Annotated in this window: 13 protein-coding genes; 3 read left to right on the top strand and 10 right to left on the bottom strand. The window is 60.3% G+C overall.

Going from position 1 to position 16,701, the window contains the following annotated elements:
- Positions 1–21 precede the first annotated feature (21 nt).
- On the bottom strand, positions 22–864 hold the full coding sequence (locus KGB25_RS22875) for a transporter substrate-binding domain-containing protein (protein WP_223436770.1): 843 nt from the start codon (positions 862–864) through the stop codon (positions 22–24).
- Positions 865–1,118: 254 nt separating this feature from the next.
- Here KGB25_RS22875 and KGB25_RS22870 point away from each other — a divergent pair, with 254 nt between their 5' ends.
- Positions 1,119–1,988, top strand: coding sequence for a LysR substrate-binding domain-containing protein (locus KGB25_RS22870; protein WP_008032824.1), 870 nt, complete (start codon positions 1,119–1,121; stop codon positions 1,986–1,988).
- Between the two features lie 8 nt (positions 1,989–1,996).
- Here KGB25_RS22870 and KGB25_RS22865 read toward each other — a convergent pair whose 3' ends face one another.
- Together KGB25_RS22865 and KGB25_RS22860 are read right to left on the bottom strand one after the other, a co-directional pair.
- Positions 1,997–2,212 carry a molybdopterin-binding protein gene (locus tag KGB25_RS22865; RefSeq protein ID WP_008032823.1) on the bottom strand — a complete coding sequence of 72 codons (216 nt, stop codon included), beginning with the start codon at positions 2,210–2,212 and terminating at the stop codon, positions 1,997–1,999.
- 649 nt (positions 2,213–2,861) lie between these two features.
- Positions 2,862–3,056, bottom strand: coding sequence for a hypothetical protein (locus tag KGB25_RS22860; protein WP_008032821.1), 195 nt, complete (start codon positions 3,054–3,056; stop codon positions 2,862–2,864).
- 233 nt (positions 3,057–3,289) lie between these two features.
- Between KGB25_RS22860 and KGB25_RS22855 the strand changes: the two genes are divergently transcribed.
- The gene (locus KGB25_RS22855; RefSeq protein WP_008032820.1) at positions 3,290–3,499 is read left to right on the top strand and encodes a hypothetical protein; all 210 of its coding nucleotides are present in this window, start codon (positions 3,290–3,292) and stop codon (positions 3,497–3,499) included.
- Positions 3,500–3,656: 157 nt separating this feature from the next.
- Here KGB25_RS22855 and KGB25_RS22850 read toward each other — a convergent pair whose 3' ends face one another.
- The 7 genes from KGB25_RS22850 to KGB25_RS22820 form a co-directional block, all read right to left on the bottom strand.
- Complete coding sequence (locus KGB25_RS22850; RefSeq protein WP_223436768.1) at positions 3,657–5,300, bottom strand: fatty acid--CoA ligase; 1,644 nt, start codon at positions 5,298–5,300, stop codon at positions 3,657–3,659.
- A 32-nt stretch (positions 5,301–5,332) separates the two neighbouring features.
- Positions 5,333–7,111 carry an acyl-CoA dehydrogenase C-terminal domain-containing protein gene (locus tag KGB25_RS22845; protein ID WP_008040959.1) on the bottom strand — a complete coding sequence of 593 codons (1,779 nt, stop codon included), beginning with the start codon at positions 7,109–7,111 and terminating at the stop codon, positions 5,333–5,335.
- A 7-nt stretch (positions 7,112–7,118) separates the two neighbouring features.
- Positions 7,119–9,638, bottom strand: coding sequence for an efflux RND transporter permease subunit (locus KGB25_RS22840; protein WP_192226501.1), 2,520 nt, complete (start codon positions 9,636–9,638; stop codon positions 7,119–7,121).
- A 16-nt stretch (positions 9,639–9,654) separates the two neighbouring features.
- Positions 9,655–10,731 (bottom strand): WD40/YVTN/BNR-like repeat-containing protein, encoded by a 1,077-nt coding sequence (locus tag KGB25_RS22835; RefSeq protein ID WP_223436766.1) that lies wholly within the window; start codon positions 10,729–10,731, stop codon positions 9,655–9,657.
- Between the two features lie 97 nt (positions 10,732–10,828).
- Complete coding sequence (locus KGB25_RS22830; RefSeq protein WP_192226497.1) at positions 10,829–12,187, bottom strand: DUF1329 domain-containing protein; 1,359 nt, start codon at positions 12,185–12,187, stop codon at positions 10,829–10,831.
- A gap of 41 nt (positions 12,188–12,228) precedes the next feature.
- Positions 12,229–14,232 carry a DUF1302 domain-containing protein gene (locus KGB25_RS22825; protein ID WP_223436764.1) on the bottom strand — a complete coding sequence of 668 codons (2,004 nt, stop codon included), beginning with the start codon at positions 14,230–14,232 and terminating at the stop codon, positions 12,229–12,231.
- 128 nt (positions 14,233–14,360) lie between these two features.
- Positions 14,361–14,927, bottom strand: coding sequence for an RBBP9/YdeN family alpha/beta hydrolase (locus tag KGB25_RS22820; RefSeq protein WP_008040963.1), 567 nt, complete (start codon positions 14,925–14,927; stop codon positions 14,361–14,363).
- A 355-nt stretch (positions 14,928–15,282) separates the two neighbouring features.
- On the opposite strand from KGB25_RS22820, the gene KGB25_RS22815 reads away from it, so the two are divergent.
- A complete protein-coding gene (locus tag KGB25_RS22815) occupies positions 15,283–16,326 on the top strand; it encodes an AraC family transcriptional regulator (RefSeq protein WP_008032805.1) in 1,044 nt (347 codons plus the stop codon).
- Positions 16,327–16,701: the final 375 nt, after the last annotated feature.

Genomic DNA, 16,701 nt, shown 5'->3' with positions numbered 1-16,701 from the left:
TAGTGAAGACGATGAGTTGAATCAGGCGCCGTTGGCCTGAAACTTCTTTTGCAACTCGACCAGCGCCGGTGACGCGGGCGTGATGCGGTTGCGGGTCTGCGCTTCGATCAGCCAGCCGCTGCGGTGCAGTTCCTTGACGATCGGGTCGAGCCTGGCCTGGGTGTCGCTTTCGCCGCGACGTGTCCAGATCACCGAGGGCGCCGGGTTCAGTTCCGGGGAGATCGCCCGGTAGTCTTTCCATTCGGCACTGTCGGCGATCAATGGATTGACCAGCGTGGCGTCGTGCACGGCGGCGACGCAGTTATTGCCGCGCAACGCCAGCAAGGATTCCGACGAGCTCTTGAAAGCTTTGATCTCGACGCCCAACTCGGTGAGCGGCTTGACGTAGCTGCTGCCTTGCGAGGTGCAGACCGGCTGCCCCTTGAGGTCTTCCCAACGGCTGATCTTGCTGTCCTTGAGCACCGCAGCGGTGCCGCCAACCCGGTAAAACGGCGTGGGCACAAAACCGAGAATCTCACCGCGTTCCGCCGTCCATTCCATGTTGGCGATCAGCAAATCGACTTTGCCCTGCTGCAGAAACTGCACGCGGTTGGCCGGCAAGACGGGCACCAGTTCTACTTCAGCGCCCAACTGGCGACCCAGTTCCTGAGCGAGCTCGACGTTCAAGCCGCGCGGCTTCTGGGTAGCCGGATCTATCCCGCCAAACGGGCCGCCCGACAACAGCACGCCGACCGCCAGCGCATGACGCTGCTCGATCTTGTCCAGCGTCGCGTCAGCCTGGGCAGCCGTGCTGGCGGCCAGTGAGATCAGGGCGCCCAACATCACAGGCAATATTCGTTTTACAGGTGTGCGCTCGAACAACATGGTTTTTCCCCCTCATGGATGATCGGCGTCCCCCGACCTGATGTGGGGGATCCTAGGTACAGCGTTGGTGTAACGGAAATTCAAATATCTAATATCGTTATAACTTGGCGTTTAGCGCTGAAAGGCAGAATGGCCACAACCCCTGAATTTGTTGCTTAGAACCCCATTCACACTGAATAACTCAGAAAAAACACATAACGATTCTTAATGCTTATGTTTAAACTCGTGATGTAAAAACAGCCCTGGAAACGCCCATGTCGACCCTGCCCACGCTTGATCTCGAATTGCTGCGCACTTTCATCGCGGTGGTGGATCACCACAGTTTTGCCGAGGCCGGCGCACAACTGGACCGCACGCAATCGTCGGTCACCCAACACATGCAACGCCTGGAGCAACAGGTCGGGGTGAATCTGTTCGAGAAACGCGGGCGGCAAAAACAACTGACGGAAGCCGGGCTGCAGTTGCTGCGCCACGCACGGCAAATGCTCTCGCTCAACGACGAAGCCTTGAGTTCCCTGCGTGAAAGCAGCTTGAGCGGCGTGTTGCGCATCGGCTCGCCCCATGACATCGCCGACACGATCCTGCCGCCGATCCTCAGCCACATCGCTCGCTCGGCACCGCGCTTGCGTCTGGAAATCGACGTCGGTCGCAGCCCGTTCCTGATGGAAGACCTGCACCGGGGCAAGGTCGACATGGTGATTTCCACTCGCGAAGACCCGAACCTCGAAGGCTTTGCCTTGCGCACCTCGCCGGTGTGGTGGATTTGCTCGGCGCAATACCTGCACAACCCCGGCGAACCCTTGCCGCTGATTCTCGTGGATGAGCCGAGCATCTATCGACGCTATGCGCTGGAAGCGCTGGAACGCGCGAACATTCCCTGGCGCCAGGCGTACCTGGCGTCGAACCTGATCGGCATTAAAGCGGCGACGCGCGCGGGGCTGGGGGTCACCCCCCGAAGCATGGAAATGCTCGGCCCGGACATGCGTGTGCTGGGTGAAAATGATGGATTGCCGCGACTGCCGGACGTCACTTACTACCTGTGGATCCGGCCTAACACCGCCAACCTGATCGCGCGCAAGGCCTATGACCTGATCCGCGCGAGCCAGGGCCTGTCGTTTTCTTGAACGTCGATTCAGAGCTTGGCAATCGAGACCTCGGTGGATTTGACGAAGGCGATGACTTCACTGCCCACCCTCAATTCGAGGTCGCGCACCGAGCGGGTGGTAATCACCGAGGTGACGATCCCGGATGCGGTTTGCACATCGATTTCCGAGACCACTTCGCCTTCGACGATTTCCTTGATGACGCCCTTGAACTGGTTGCGAACGTTGATCGCTTTGATGGTCATGATGCGGCTTCCTGTGTGATGTCGAACGCATCCGAACGGATGTGCAGGCGCCCAAAGTGCACCTCCCGGAACGACATTAAAAGGAATATATAATTATCTATTTATATCTTTTAGAAATATAAGACCTCGCCCGCATTTGCAGCGCACGCCAACCCTGTAGGAGCCAGCTTGCTGGCGATGGCGATCTCACGGACGCCATCGCCGGCAAGCCGGCTCCTACAAAATCGCGGGAGGATTCGGGATTGAGGTTCACGCCAAACCTGTAGGAGCCGGCTTGCCGGCGATGGCGGTCTTGCGGGCGCTATCGCCAGCAAGCCGGCTCCTACGGATCGGGGGAGGATTCGGGATTGGGGGTTCACGCTAAACCTGTAGGAGCCGGCTTGCTGGCGATGGCGATCTGGCGGACGCCTTCGCCGGCAAGCCTGGCTCCTACAACATCGCGGGGGATTCGGGATTGGGGTTCACGCTAAAAACCTGTAGGAGCCGGCTTGCCGGCGATGGCGATTTCACGGGCGCCTTCGCCGGCAAGCCTGGCTCCTACAAAATCGCGGGGGTGTTCGGGACTGGGTTTACGTCGGGTTGAGACAGGCATGAAAAAGCCCAACCTGAAAAGGTTGGGCCGAGGTGTTGAACATGCATGTGTTTCCATTCACTGGCGCGTATCCATCATTTTGTCGGCGAGCGCCTTGGCTCTTTCAATCAACAGATTCTGCCTGTCCTCATGAGTGGCCCCTCCTACAACCGGCGCCGTCAGATTGCTTTCCGCAATCAGCGCAGCGCAAAAATATTGATCCCAGACAGCTTTGTCCGCGGACGTCTGTGCGGTCATTCGGTCGGCAATCATCTCCGGCTCCTCCTGATGAAGTAGCACTGCCAGTTTACGCCCGATTCAAGCACATCCAAATGTCACCATTCGTCGCTAATGTAGACGCGACAAAGAATTGCCACAGCCTCTGGCGCAGGGATTGCAATCGCCGGTCGTAATCGCCCGGAAACGACGTAATTCTGACGCGACAACCATCAAATCAATATTTTGGACGCCAGCCATGCGCTGGGTCTTTTACCCGGAGATGTAACGTGTCAACTCTCAACGAAATCGCAGCGAACCACGCGAAAATGGCGAAAAAACTGGCGGGAGAGTCGACCGAAATGTGTGAGCGACAGCCGCTGGTAGTGGGTGGGTTTGAGGTCACTTCCGTTGTTGATGAGCAACCCCATGTGCCCATGCACCTCATCGTTGCCGGGCAGGACAACCACCTCGTCCAGGCTGCCGGCTACTTGCCCTGAGTTATTGCGACAGACTCAACGACATCGCCGCGACGCTTACACAGACCTGAAACGAAAAAAGGGATCAAGCATCTGGATGCATGATCCCCTTTGACGGATATGAAACAGCGGACCTCGCGATCAGTGGTCAGGGTTGACGTGGCATCCGCCGCGCCTTTCAGCTCGATTCGCTTTCCCGGATGAGCTTCTTGTTAATCTTCCCGACGCTGGTTTTAGGGATCTCGGCGACGAACCTGAACCGCTTGGGGATCGCCCATTTGTTGATACGGCCACGCTCGACAAACCCTTGCAGGTGCACCTCCAGCATCTTGCGGTCGAGGTAGTGCCCAGGCTCGCACACCACCAGCGCCATCGGCCGTTCGCCCCATTGCTCGTCCGCAATGCCCACGACCGCGACCGACATGACGGCCGGGTGTTCGCTGATCAGGCTTTCCAGTTCCAGGGAGCTGATCCACTCCCCGCCCGTCTTGATGACATCCTTGATTCGATCTTTGATTTCCACCCCTCCCAAAGGGTCAATGGAGGCCATGTCGCCGGTGTGCAGCCAGCCGTTGTGCCAAAGCTCTGCCCCCTTTTCGGGCTCCTTCAAATAGCCTTGGGTCAACCAAGGCGCGCGCACCACGATCTCGCCCAGGGACTCTCCGTCATGGGCAACGTCATTGCCATTGGCATCGATGATTTTCAGGTCGACCATCGGCACGGTTGTGCCAGTCTTGATGCGGGTCGCCAGTTGGGCTTGCGTGGATTGTGCGAGGTCTTCGTCGCGCAGGTAAGTCAGGCACAGCAACGGGCAGGTTTCCGACATGCCATAACCGCTGTGTACCTGAATACCTTTGGCACTCGCTTCACTGGCGATGCCCAAGGTCAGCGCGCTGCCGCCCAGGAGCATTTTCCAGCCATCAAAACGAGTCCGTTGCGCCTCCTCGCAGTTCAGGATCATTTGCAGAATGGTCGGCACACAGTGGGAGAACGTAACCTTCTGCTCTCGATACAGCCTGACCAGGCTGTTGGGCTCGTAGCGGCCGGGGTACACCTGCTTGATGCCCATCAGGGTGGCGACATAGGGCACACCCCAGGCATGCACGTGAAACATCGGTGTGATCGGCATGTAGACATCATCGGAGCGCAGCAGCGGCAACCCCTGGTAGACGCCCAAAGTGCCCACGGCATTCAAGGTGTGCAAGACCAATTGGCGATGGGTGAAATACACGCCTTTAGGGTCGCCGGTAGTGCCCGTGGTGTAGAAAAGGGTCGCCACCGAGTTTTCATCGAAATCGGCAAAGTCGTACTGGTCTGCGGCCCCGGCCAACAGGTTTTCATATTCCCCCAGTACCGGCAGCGACGTGGGAGTGGCTGTGTCGTCCGTAAGCTGCAAGTAACCTTTGACGGTGTTGAGCTGCCCCTGAATCTGTTCAACCAGAGGCAGGAAATCGTCATGCACGAGCACCAGGTCGTCCTCGGCATGGTTCATGGTGAAGAGCACCTGATCCGGCGAAAGACGGATGTTCACGGTATGCAGCACCGCGCCGATCATCGGCACGGCAAAGAAACATTCCAGGTAGCGATGGCTATCCCAGTCAAGCAGGGCCACCGTGTCCCCGGCCTTGACGCCGGCAGCGGTCAAGGCGTTGGCCAGCTTGCGTATCCGCTGGTTGAGCGTCTGGTAGCTGTAGCGCAGCTTGTCGGCATACACGATTTCCCGGCCCGGCTCGTAGCGCACGCCGGACAACAACAATTGCTTGATCAGCAAGGGATAGGCGTAGGCGCCGTCGGCGGGCGGAATTATTTTTGTCGCCATCATGGTTGTGGTTCCCGGTCCTTTTTTACGTGGGCTCAGAACTGCTCTGCATCCAATTTATAGAGGCATTCGCTGCCAGCCTTGGCCGACGCGCTCAACGAGTGGATACGTGGCAGCAGACGGGCGAAGTAGAAGCGTGCAGTGGCCAGTTTGCTGACATAGAACGCGTCCTTGGAATGCGTGCTCATGGCGGCTTTGGCCATTCGCGCCCACATGTAGGCGTACGCGGTGTAGCCGAACACGTGCAGGTACTCGACCGAAGCCGCGCCGATTTCATTCGGGTTGTTCTGGGCTCGGTCCAGCAACCATGCGGTCAGTTCGTCGAGGGTGTCGACGGCGGCGTTCAACGGCCTGGTGAACTCGCCGAGGTCAGCGCAGGCATTAGCGGTAAAGTTGCGGATTTCCGAAGCGAACAGCCGGTAGAGCGCCCCGCCGCTGCCGACGATTTTGCGCCCGGCCAGGTCCAGTGACTGGATACCGTTGGTGCCTTCGTAGATCTGGGTGATGCGCACATCGCGAACCAATTGCTCCTGGCCCCATTCGCGGATATAGCCATGGCCGCCGAAGATCTGCTGGCCATGCACGGTGGTTTCCAGCCCCATGTCGGTGAGGAACGCCTTGGCCACAGGGGTCAGAAGCGACACCAGTTCCTGGGCGCGACTGCTGATTGACTCGTCTTCGCTGTACTTGGCGGTATCCAGCTGCAGGGCCACGTAGCTGGAAAACGCCCGCCCGCCTTCGTTCAAGGCCTTCATGGTCAACAGCATCCGTCGTACATCCGGGTGAACGATGATCGGATCGGCGGCTTTGTCCTTGTTCTGCGCGCCCCTCGGCGAACGGCTTTGCAGACGGTCACGGGCGTATTCGACGGCGTTCTGGTAAGAGCGTTCGCCTTGCGCCAGGCCCTGAATACCCACGCCCAGACGTTCGTAATTCATCATGGTGAACATCGCCGCCAACCCTTTGTTAGGTGCGTCGACGATCCAGCCGGTGGCACCGTCAAAGTTCATCACGCATGTGGCGGAGGCCTTGATGCCCATCTTGTGCTCGATGGAACCGCAGGACAGCGAGTTACGCTCACCCAGCGAGCCATCGGCATTGACCAGCACCTTGGGCACCAGGAACAGCGAAATGCCTTTCGGTCCCGCCGGTGCATCCGGCAAGCGCGCCAGTACCAGGTGAATGATGTTTTCGGTCAGGTCGTGCTCACCGCCGGTGATGAATATCTTGCTGCCGCTGATCTTGAAACTGCCGTCGGCCTGAGGTTCGGCACGGGTGCGAATCAGGCCCAGGTCTGTGCCGGCATGCGCTTCGGTCAGGCACATCGAGCCGGTCCAGGTGCCGTCGTACAGGTTCGGCAAGTAGGTGGCTTTCAGTGCTTCGCTGGCGTGAGCATTGATCGACAGGCACGCGCCGGCCGTCAGCATCGGGTACAGGCCGAAGGACAGGCTGGCCGAATTGACCATCTCTTCGACCTGGGCCGAAATGGCCTTGGGCATGCCCATGCCGCCGAACCGTGGATCGCCACCTACGCCCACCCAGCCACCTTCGGCAAAAGCCTTGTAGGCGGCGGCAAAACCATCCGGTGCCGTCACCGAGCCATTGCTCCAGGTGCAGCCTTGTTCATCGCTGCTGCGGTTCAGCGGTGCAATCACTTCGGCGCTGATCTTGCCGGCTTCTTCGAGGATCGCGGCGGCCGTTTCTTCATCGATCACCTCGGCCAGGCCAGGCAATTTGGCCCACAACCGGGACACCTGGAAAACCTCGTTGAGTACGAAGTGCATGTCACGCAAAGGAGCTTTGTAATCAGACATCGTTGGCTTACTCGGAAGTGGTCAGGGCATGAGGCATGCCCGGACGTTGAGAGATTTCGGTGTTGTCGGCTTGCGCAACAGGGCCGGGCGCCAGCGCCCGTTCGCGCAACAGGAAATAAGACAGGGCAGGAATCAGCACCAGCGCACCCAGCATGTTCCACAGGAACATGAAGGTCAGCAGGATGCCCATGTCGGCCTGGAACTTGATCGGCGACCAGACCCAACACACCACGCCAGCCGCCAGGGTGATGCCCACCAGCCCGACCACCCGGCCAGTGAAGGACACAGCATTGCGGTAGGCCTGGGACAACGGCAAGCCCTGGCGCTGGAAGTGCAGTTGCACGCTGAGCAGGTACAAGGCGTAGTCAACACCGATGCCCACGCCGAGGGCGATCACCGGCAAGGTCGCAACCTTTACGCCGATCCCCATGGCGACCATCAGCGCTTCGCAAAGGATCGAGGTCAGTACCAGCGGCAACAACGCCACCAACGTGGCGCGCCAGCTGCGGAAGGTGATCAGGCAAAACAGCGTCACCGCCGCGTAGACGTACAGCAACATGGTGCGATTGGCTTCGCGCACGACGATGTTGGTCGCCGCTTCGATGCCAGCGCTGCCGGCCGCCAACAGGAACTGACGATCTTCGGTGCTGTTTTCCTTGGCGAACTTGTCGGCAATCGCCACCACCGCATCCAGCGTTTCAGCCTTGTGATCCTTGAGGAACGTGATCACCGGCATCAGCGAGCAGTTGTTGTTGAACAGCTCAGGCGAGTTGACCGAGGCCTGCTGCGCGGCGTAGTTGAGCACGTCCTGGTTACGCTGGATGCTGTTGAGCTTGGGGTTGCCTTCATAGGTGCCGGCAGTGATCTGCCGCACGGCGTTGACCAGCGAGGTCGTCGCCTGTACGCCTGGATACTGTTGCAGCTCCCAGGCCAAACGATCGGCAAGGACCAACGTCTTGTAGTTCAGGCAGCCTTCCGGCGCGGTCTTGATCATCACCGCGAACAGGTCGCTGGACAGCGCGTAATGCTGGGTGATGTAGGCGTTGTCGCGGTTGTAGCGCGAGTCGGCACGCAGCTCCGGCGCACCGCTTTCGAGATCGCCGATCTTCAGGTTGAGGCTGACCATGAAGCCGCCGATGCCCATCAACACGGCGACCAATACTGCGCCGGTCGCCCACTTGGCGGTGGTGAAGCGGTCGAGCAGGTCCCAGAGTTTGCCGAAGCCCTTGTGGTGTTCGGCACGGGTGTCGATTTTCAACGCGCGCTCGGCAGCCTTGGCGCCAACACCGACATAGGACAGCGCCACCGGCATCAGCAACAGCGAGGTGAAGATCAGCACGGCGACGCCGATGCTGGCGGTGATCGCCAGGTCCTGGATCACCGGAATGTCGATCAGCATCAGCACCGCAAAACCCACGGCGTCGGCCAGCAACGCGGTGACGCCGGCGATGAACAGGCGGCGGAAGGTATAGCGCGCGGCGATCAGTTTGTGAGTGCCTCGGGCGATGTCCTGCATGATGCCGTTCATCTTCTGTGCGGCGTGGGACACACCAATGGCGAAGATCAAAAACGGCACCAGCACCGAGTACGGGTCGATGGCATAACCGAGCCAGGCGACGATACCCAGTTGCCAGACCACCGCAATCAGCGAGCAGCCGACCACCAGCAACGTGCTGCGCACACAACGGGTGTAGGCATAGATGATCGCCAGCGAAGTGATGACTGCCAGGCCGAAAAACATCATCACCTGAATCAGGCCATCGATCAGGTCGCCCATCAGTTTGGCGAAGCCGATTACCCGAACCTTGTATTGGCCCTTGCCCTCTTCCCCGGATTTGCGCGCCGCGCTGTCGCCGGCGAATTCGATCTTGTCGCGCAACTGCTCTTCGAGCATCTGCGAGAACGCGTGATAGTTGATGGGCTGACCACCGGCGGCGGCTTTGTCCAGCAACGGCACGATCAGCATGCTCGACTTGAAGTCACTGGCCACCAGGCTGCCGACCAGACCGGCGCGGGAGATGTTCTGGCGCAGTTGCTCGATTTGTTCAGGCTGACCGGAATAGGTATCGGGCATCACCGGGCCACCCTGGAAACCATCCTCGGTGACTTCGGTCCAGCGTACCGCCGGGCTCCACAGGGATTTCATCCATGCGCGGTCAACGCCTTCGGTGAGGAACAGCTGGTCGTTGACCTGCTTGAGTACGTCGAGGTAAGCGGGGTCGAAAATATCACCCTGGGTGTTCTCGACCACCACGCGCACCGAGTTGCCCAGGCCACGCAACGACTGGCGGTTTTCCAGGAAATTCTGGATGTACGGCTGGCTCTGCGGAATCATTTTTTCGAAGCTTGGGCGCAGCTCCAGGCGTGTCACGGCCATGAAACCCAGCACCACGGTGGCCATCGCCATCAGCAGCATGAACAGCGGCCGATAGTTGAACACCCACCGTTCGAGGTGGTTGCCGGAGTGCTGGTCGAAATCCCGCAGGTCGCGGATTACCGGCATGGCGTCTTGTTTGATATTGCCCATGTCTGGGTTCTCGCTCTTAGGGTTCGAGGGCTAGCGTCTGGGCGCCACGGCTGCCCGCGACCACCAACGCACCAGCGGCGGACTGGGTAACACCGGCGACCGGGGTCGGCACCGGTTGGCGCAGCAGGTGCAATTGCGCGCCCGTGCCCTGGCTGACCAGCATCTGCCCACCCAGGGTGAACAGACGGTAGTCGCCACGGGCATCGATCAGCCCAGCGGTGATGCTGACGTGCAGGCCGGTGTCGAGTGCCGTCCAGTTTTGGCCGCCATCGGTGCTGCGCAGGACGTTGCCGCGCAGGCCATAGACGAGCGCTTCGCCAGGCTTGCCGAGCACGCCGAAAAAACTGCCTTGATACGGCGTCGGCACGGCGCTGAAGCGCTGGGCGTTGTCATCCCATTTGAGCAACAGGCCTTGTTCGCCGGCGATGTACAACGCGTCGCCGGTGGAAGCGATGGCGTTGAGGTGGAAACCTTGCGGGTTGTCTGTGCGATCCTGAAATGGCGTCCAGCTCTGGCCACCGTCCTCGGTGCGCAGGATCAGGTTGAACACGCCGACCACATAACCGACTTTGTCGTTGGCAAACCATGTGTCGAGCAGCGGTTTGTCTGCGCCCTGCTCGATCAACCGCTGGCCTTCGGCAACCAGCAACGGCCATTGTTCATTGCCCGGTTCGGCACTGGCCAACGCCGTGTAATGCTTGACCAGCAAGGCGCCGATCTGGCGGCCGTCGAGTTGCTTTTGCCAGGTCGCGCCGGCGTCGCTGCTGTGCAGCACCACACCGTCGTTGCCCACCGCCCACCCTTGGGTGGTGGTCGGAAAATTCACCGCCGTAAGATCGGCACTGACCGGCACCGCTGCCTGCTGCCAGTGCTTGCCGGCATCATCGGAAAACAGAATATGGCCACGCTGGCCGACGGCGATCACGCGCTCACCGGCGCGAGCCATGCCGGACAACGGGCTGTTGATGGCCAAGGCACTGACTCTGGCGGGCAGGTCCAGCACATCGACGTAATCAGCCGCAAGGGTGACGCCCTGCAACAGGCCGAGCACAACGCCAAACGCCACCTGCAAATAATTCTTATACGAACACATACCGCGTCCTCTTCGGAAAACCTGGCGCCCACGCCGTCGGCGCACGGCCCACCGCCTTGTGAGCGGTGGACCTTGTAGGCGCTTTTTTGCGGTTGGCTTAGCGAATGCCGCTGCCGGCCAGGGATTCCGACGACCATTGGGCCTTGGAAAGCGGATCGATGTACTTGATGCCGCCATAAGGCCCGACCACGCCGTTGATGTTGTAGGAACCACCGACCAGGTCGTAAATCATGAAGGGCGTGGAATCCGGGACCTGCTTGTCGTAGCTCTGGCTGAGGAAGGCGAAGGAGCCACGGTACAACTGACCACGAGCGTCGTATTGATCCGAGGCCAGAGCGGTCCAGCTGTCTTCATCAAGGTAGAAGCGGCGCTTCTGATAAATGTGGCGGGAGCCGGCCTTGAGGTTGCCCTCCACCACCCAGACGCGGTGTTTTTCCCAACGCACGAAGTCCGGTGCCAGGTGATTGGCGGTGGTCAGCGACTTCGGATCCTGGGCGTAGGTCAGCTTGTAGGTGTTGTAGGGCACAATCATTTCCTGCTTGCCCACCAGCTTCCAGTCGTAACGGTCCAGCGCGCCGTTGAATACGAAAACATCGTCGTAGGTGCCCGCGCCGGCGGTGCCTGGGTTAGGCGTGTCGTAAGCCAGGTTCGGTGCCAGTTTGACCCGACGCTGACCCGGCAGGTACTGCCAGGCGCGGCGCGGTTGCTGCAGCGGATTGGCGGCGTCCTTGAGCATCACCGCTTCACCGGCCCGGCGTGCAGGGCCGGTGTACGACAGCTTCATCTGGTAGTACACGTCGGCGCTGCTGATCGGCTGCGCCAGGTTTTCGTAGATCGGGTAGGAGATGAATGCCTGCCCGGTGGTGGCCAGGCTTGGCACGCCAGCGGAGTCAACGTTCCAGGAGTCGTACTTGGAGTTGATGCTCACGCCTTGATAGCGCAGCAGGAAGTTCCACATCGCTTCGCTGCCCGATTGCGGGATCGGGAACGGCACGCCCGGCAGCACGTTATCGATGGCCAGACCGCCTTCGAGGGACTTGGCGCCGCTGGCATTCTTCACGCCGTTATCGAGGATGGCTTTTGGCAGCGAAACGGTGCGGTGGGTCGGGTATACGTCGACACGGTAAGTCGGGAAACGCTTGGCCAGTTCCACCGTGGTAGCACTGAGCATGCCCTTGTACTGATCGACGTTTTTGCCATCGATCACCAGCAACGGTTTTTCACTGGCATACGGATCCGGGCGCATGCTGTCACCGGATTTGAAACTGGCCGGCGGCGTGGTCAGGCCACCGTCGTAGGCAGGGATGGAACCATCAGCGTTCCCGGCCTTTTCGGCGCCCACCAGGGTCAGGCTGCTGCCCAACTTGGCAGCGTCCTGGGTTGAAACAGCGGCCTGTGCCTGAGCGACCAGGACCATGGCCAGCGAAGCGGCCAACACGGTTTTAGCAAATTTCATCTTGTTATTCTCCTGCTTGCATTGAGCAAATCAGTGTTGAATCAAAAAGTGGTTTTCATCGTCAGGTAAACGGCGCCACGGTCCTCAGTCGTTGCACCACCACCGGAAAAGGCCGAGTAGCCACCGGCGAAACAGGCGTAGTTTTCGTTACCGCTAAAGGCGTTCGGCGCAGCGCCGTCACCTCCGGTCGGGCCGGTACTCACACCGCTGACATTGCACTTGTCGGTCTTGCCGAAAGAGTCCACGTACTTCAGGTCGACAAAGTATTTGTTGTACACAACGGCCCCGAGACCGATGGCGTAGTTACCGGTGTCTTTGGCACCGCCACCGGAGACCGGTGAAACGCCATCGAGACCGACGTTGATGGACATCGGCGCGTTGAGGTCGACACCGGGAAACACCTGGTACCAGGTCGGTGTGAAGTTGACCGCGATGCCCCAGTTGTCCCGGGTTGGCTGGTCGATACCGCGGTAGGTGCCCTTGCCTTTGTAGAGCGCCTCGTTCTTGCTATCGAGCTTGAGCAGGTTGCTGTAATACAGCTCGCCAAGCAGGGTTGCCGAATCGAATACAGGCGTTTTGGCAATGGTCATCAGACCGTTGAGCGTCCAGTGCAAGGTGTCGCCGGTGGCGGCCATGCTGTCGCCCTTCTGCGGGGTGTCATAAACCACGCCGGTGGCAGCCGTACGCGCCGGCAACAGGCCAAGACCCGCGCCCAGGCCCAGCGGACTGTTAGTGCTGACAATTGCCGGAATACTCGCCAGCGGCATGTTGTGACGAATGTTCAGGTCCGACCCCACGCTCACCCCGCCCACATCCTTGGACAGGCTCAGGCCAACGATCTTGATGTTGTCGGCATAGGCCATTTGATAGGTGGCGGTGCTCAGCGAGTTGAGCGTATTGATCACCGCGGGCACCTGGCCGGCCGGGCGAGTTCCGTTCGGGTTGGCCGAACTCAGGCCTCGGGCATCCAGCCAGGCTTGCGGGAGGATTTCCGAGGTTTCGCGGTAGTAGACGCCGAGGGTGCCGTCCAGCCAGGCGGGCGACCACTTGGCCATGAGGCCCCAGTCGCCGCGCTTGTCCGGCGTCAGGTCATGCCCGCGACGCACGTTGGTCAAGCCGTTGCACGGCGCCAGGCCGCAACCCAGAGGGCTGCCAGGCACGACAGCATTAGTGTTACCCAGCAGGAACGACTGCGCGCCGAAACCGACCAGGTCGGAGCCGCCGTAGTAGGTGCCGGCTTCCGGCAGGCGTGCGGCGTCCCAGTCGAGAAAGTACTGGGCGGCCACGGTCAGTTCGGGATTGATCGTGAAGGACATCGACAGCTGATTGCGCGGAACGAACAGTTCCTTGGCTTCGGTGCCCGGCGACGCGGCCAGCTTGGCCAGGTCCAGGCCGGACTGGCCGTAGCTGATCGAATGCACCGGGTTGAGAATGGTCTCGCCCCAGAACACGTTGTGCTGGCCGGCCTTGAAACTCAGCATCGACTCCTCGCCCACTTCGGTGCTGTAGAACACGAAGGCGTCGAGGATTTCGCCGGACGGACCGGTGTAGTAACGCTGGGCATAGTTGCTCAGGTGCGGGCTGCCGTTGCCGACGTTGTCATTGGTGACCCCGGCCAGGCGCGGGTCGTTGGCGACCAGGCCCGAGGTCGAACCGTTGCCGTTGACGAACGGGTTCGAATTGGAACCGGTGTTCTCGTAGGCCTTGTCGTACCAGCTGGCGGCGCTGACGCGAAAACCCATGTGGTTCTGGTAGACCACGTCCATCTCGGTCAACAGGTCGACGCGGTTGGTGATGTTGGTCCCGGCCTTGCGGAAGTTGTAGTCGCCGTCGTTGTTGTTCGGCGTGCCCAACATACGTTTGTCCGCGCTTTCAGTGCGTACGCCATAGTTGTACTTGATGGTGTTATCCAGGCGAACGGTCCAGTCCGGGTTACCTGTCTCGATCTCTGCCGCATGGGCCATCGGCACCGTTGCCGCGAGAATGGCTGAGGCCAGCAAGGTGTAGCGTGAAGCGGTGAACCCGTGACTATTATTGTTGTGCATTGCGTTGTCTCCGCCATTTTGTATTTGTTTTAAGCGCAGCCGCCCTCGCGCACCCTCTTGTTCCAGGGGTTTGCGTTTTTCAGGAGTGAGGGCAAATGCCGGATGGCGCGAGCCAACCGGCGCCTGAACTAGCGATCCAGCTCGAGGATGAGGGCTTCGGCTTGCGGCCAGTGCCCGTACCCGGCAGCAGGATTGAGATGACCGACGTCACCCAGATTGAGCAGTTCGCTGCCCCAGCCTTCAGCCAGGTGCGTAACGGCTTCCAGGCTGGCGAGGTGGTCGTTGGTACTGGCGGCCACCAGGCTGCGAAATGGCAGCGGCCCTTTGGGTAGAGGATCCCAACCCTGGCTACGCAGGGTTTCAGGCGATGGGTAGCCTGACGGCCAAGGGGCATCGAGGTCAGGTGGAGCAGCCAGCAGCGCGCCCTTGATCGGCCGGCGGTACTGAGCGGCCCAGTGCGCGACCATCAGTACGCCGGCGCTATGGGCGACCAGGATCACCGGCCCGTCGATCTGCTCCAGCGCGTGCTGGATCGCTTGCACGCGCTTGTTGCAATCGAGCTTGTCGGTCTCCTGCGGCGGCACACTACGTACCTTGCTCAGCCTGGCTTCAAGCAACGTCTGCCAATGTTCGGCAACGTGCTCGCGCAGGCCCGGTACGATCAGAACGGTTGCGGCAGTTTGCAGTTTGTCCACTTCAGCACCTACGCTTTCTCGATGACTCGACTGGCTCTGTGGCCAGGGGCTTTTTGTAGGACTGACATTAAAGAGCGCCCACCCCAGGCGCTTTTCATTGGACGTCAGGCACTTTTCTTTTCATGACAGATTTCCAGGTATTGGCGCGCGCCGACCACTGGTCGAAAATCCCCACAGGTTCTCTGCAGCTCACTGTAATCAATGGGTGTGCGTCGATTGCTCCACGACAACGGAGGTGATTGCGGACAGAAACTGGCGAGCGCCCTCGACAACATCACAACTGTTCAATCGCTGATGTGCTGGATATAGTCGCCACGCTCATCTGAATCGCAACCGGCCCAGGAAAGACCTTCGCATGCCCAAGCTTGTTCGCGCCGCCGTCTTGACCAACTACCTGGAGGTTACTCAGTACCTGGGGTTCAACCCGCGCGATGTACTGGCCGGCGTCGGCTTGAGCAAAGCCCTGCTGCAAGCCCCTGAGCATCGCATTCCCATCGATGCCGCCGTGCGTCTGCTGGAGGATTCAGCCGCCGCCAGCGGTTGCCAGAACTTCGGCCTGAGCATGGCCGAGTCGCGCCAGCTCTCGGACTTCGGCGTGGTCAGCCTGCTGCTCAGCCATCAGCGCACGCTGCGTGATGCCTTGCAGGTGGTGGTGCATTACCGGCACTTGATGAATGATTCGCTGGCCATCTTCATTGAAGAGGCCGGCAAGATGGTGATCATTCGCGAGGAGGTGGTCACCGACTCGCCGATGCCCAGTCGACAGGCCACCGAGCTTGCCATCGGCGTGATGTTCCGCCTGTGCGCCGCCCTGCTCGGCTCTCACTGGCATCCCTACAGCGTCAATTTCACTCACCAGCCTCCCGACAACCTTCAACTGCACCGTCGCCTGTTCGGCTGCACCCTGGAGTTCGGCAGTGAGTTCAACGGCATCGTCTGCGCAGGTGCCAGTCTGGACATGACCAACGCCAATGCCGACCCGGCCATGGCCCGTTACGCCCAGAGCTACCTCGATTCGCTGCAAAGCCACCAAGGCACTTCGATGCTGTTCGAAGTGCGCAAGGCCATCTACCTGCTGCTGCCCATGGGCCGCGCTACCATCGAGCAAGTCGCGCAGAGCCAGGGCATGAATGTTCGCACCCTGCAACGTCGCCTGAAGGATGATGGGTGTGCGTTCAACGATGTGATCAACGATGTGCGCCGCGACCTGGTGCTGCGTTATCTGGACAACCCGAATTACACGCTCGGTCGCATTGCCGACATGCTTGGCTACTCGATGGCGAGTTCGTTTACGCGGTGGTTCATCAGTCAGTTCGGCATGCCGCCGGCGACGTGGCGGGTGCAAAAGCAGGGTTCGGCAAAAGCCCCGACGGACGCGGCCCCACCCAAACCCTACTGATATCGCGCCTGTTGTAGGAGTGAGCCTGCTCGCGATGGCTTTGCGTCAGGCGATATAGGTTTTGATGGTGTACATATCCATTGCTGCGGTAACGGCGGCTATTGGTTTCGCCCTTACGGCGAGTCACTTGCAGAAGCGGCAAGTAACCAAGCGCTCTTGCCCCTTTCGTTCGGTGCCTCGCCTAGGCTCGGCATGCCCTCGCTCCGGTCCTGCTCCGTGGGCCCGCCGCCATCGGCCATCCCTGGCCGGGGGCGGCTAACCCGGCATCCATGCCGGGTTGCCCACTGCGCAGAACCTGCGCTCGGCCTCTCGAGGGGGCGCTCAGATCAAAAGCGGAAGGCGAGCTAACGCTCGGCCTGATGAGTGGTGAAAAGC

The organism is Pseudomonas sp. BF-RE-21 (assembly GCF_019947305.1).
Classification (GTDB): domain Bacteria; phylum Pseudomonadota; class Gammaproteobacteria; order Pseudomonadales; family Pseudomonadaceae; genus Aquipseudomonas; species Aquipseudomonas migulae.
This window is presented reverse-complemented; position numbering and strand designations above follow the sequence as displayed.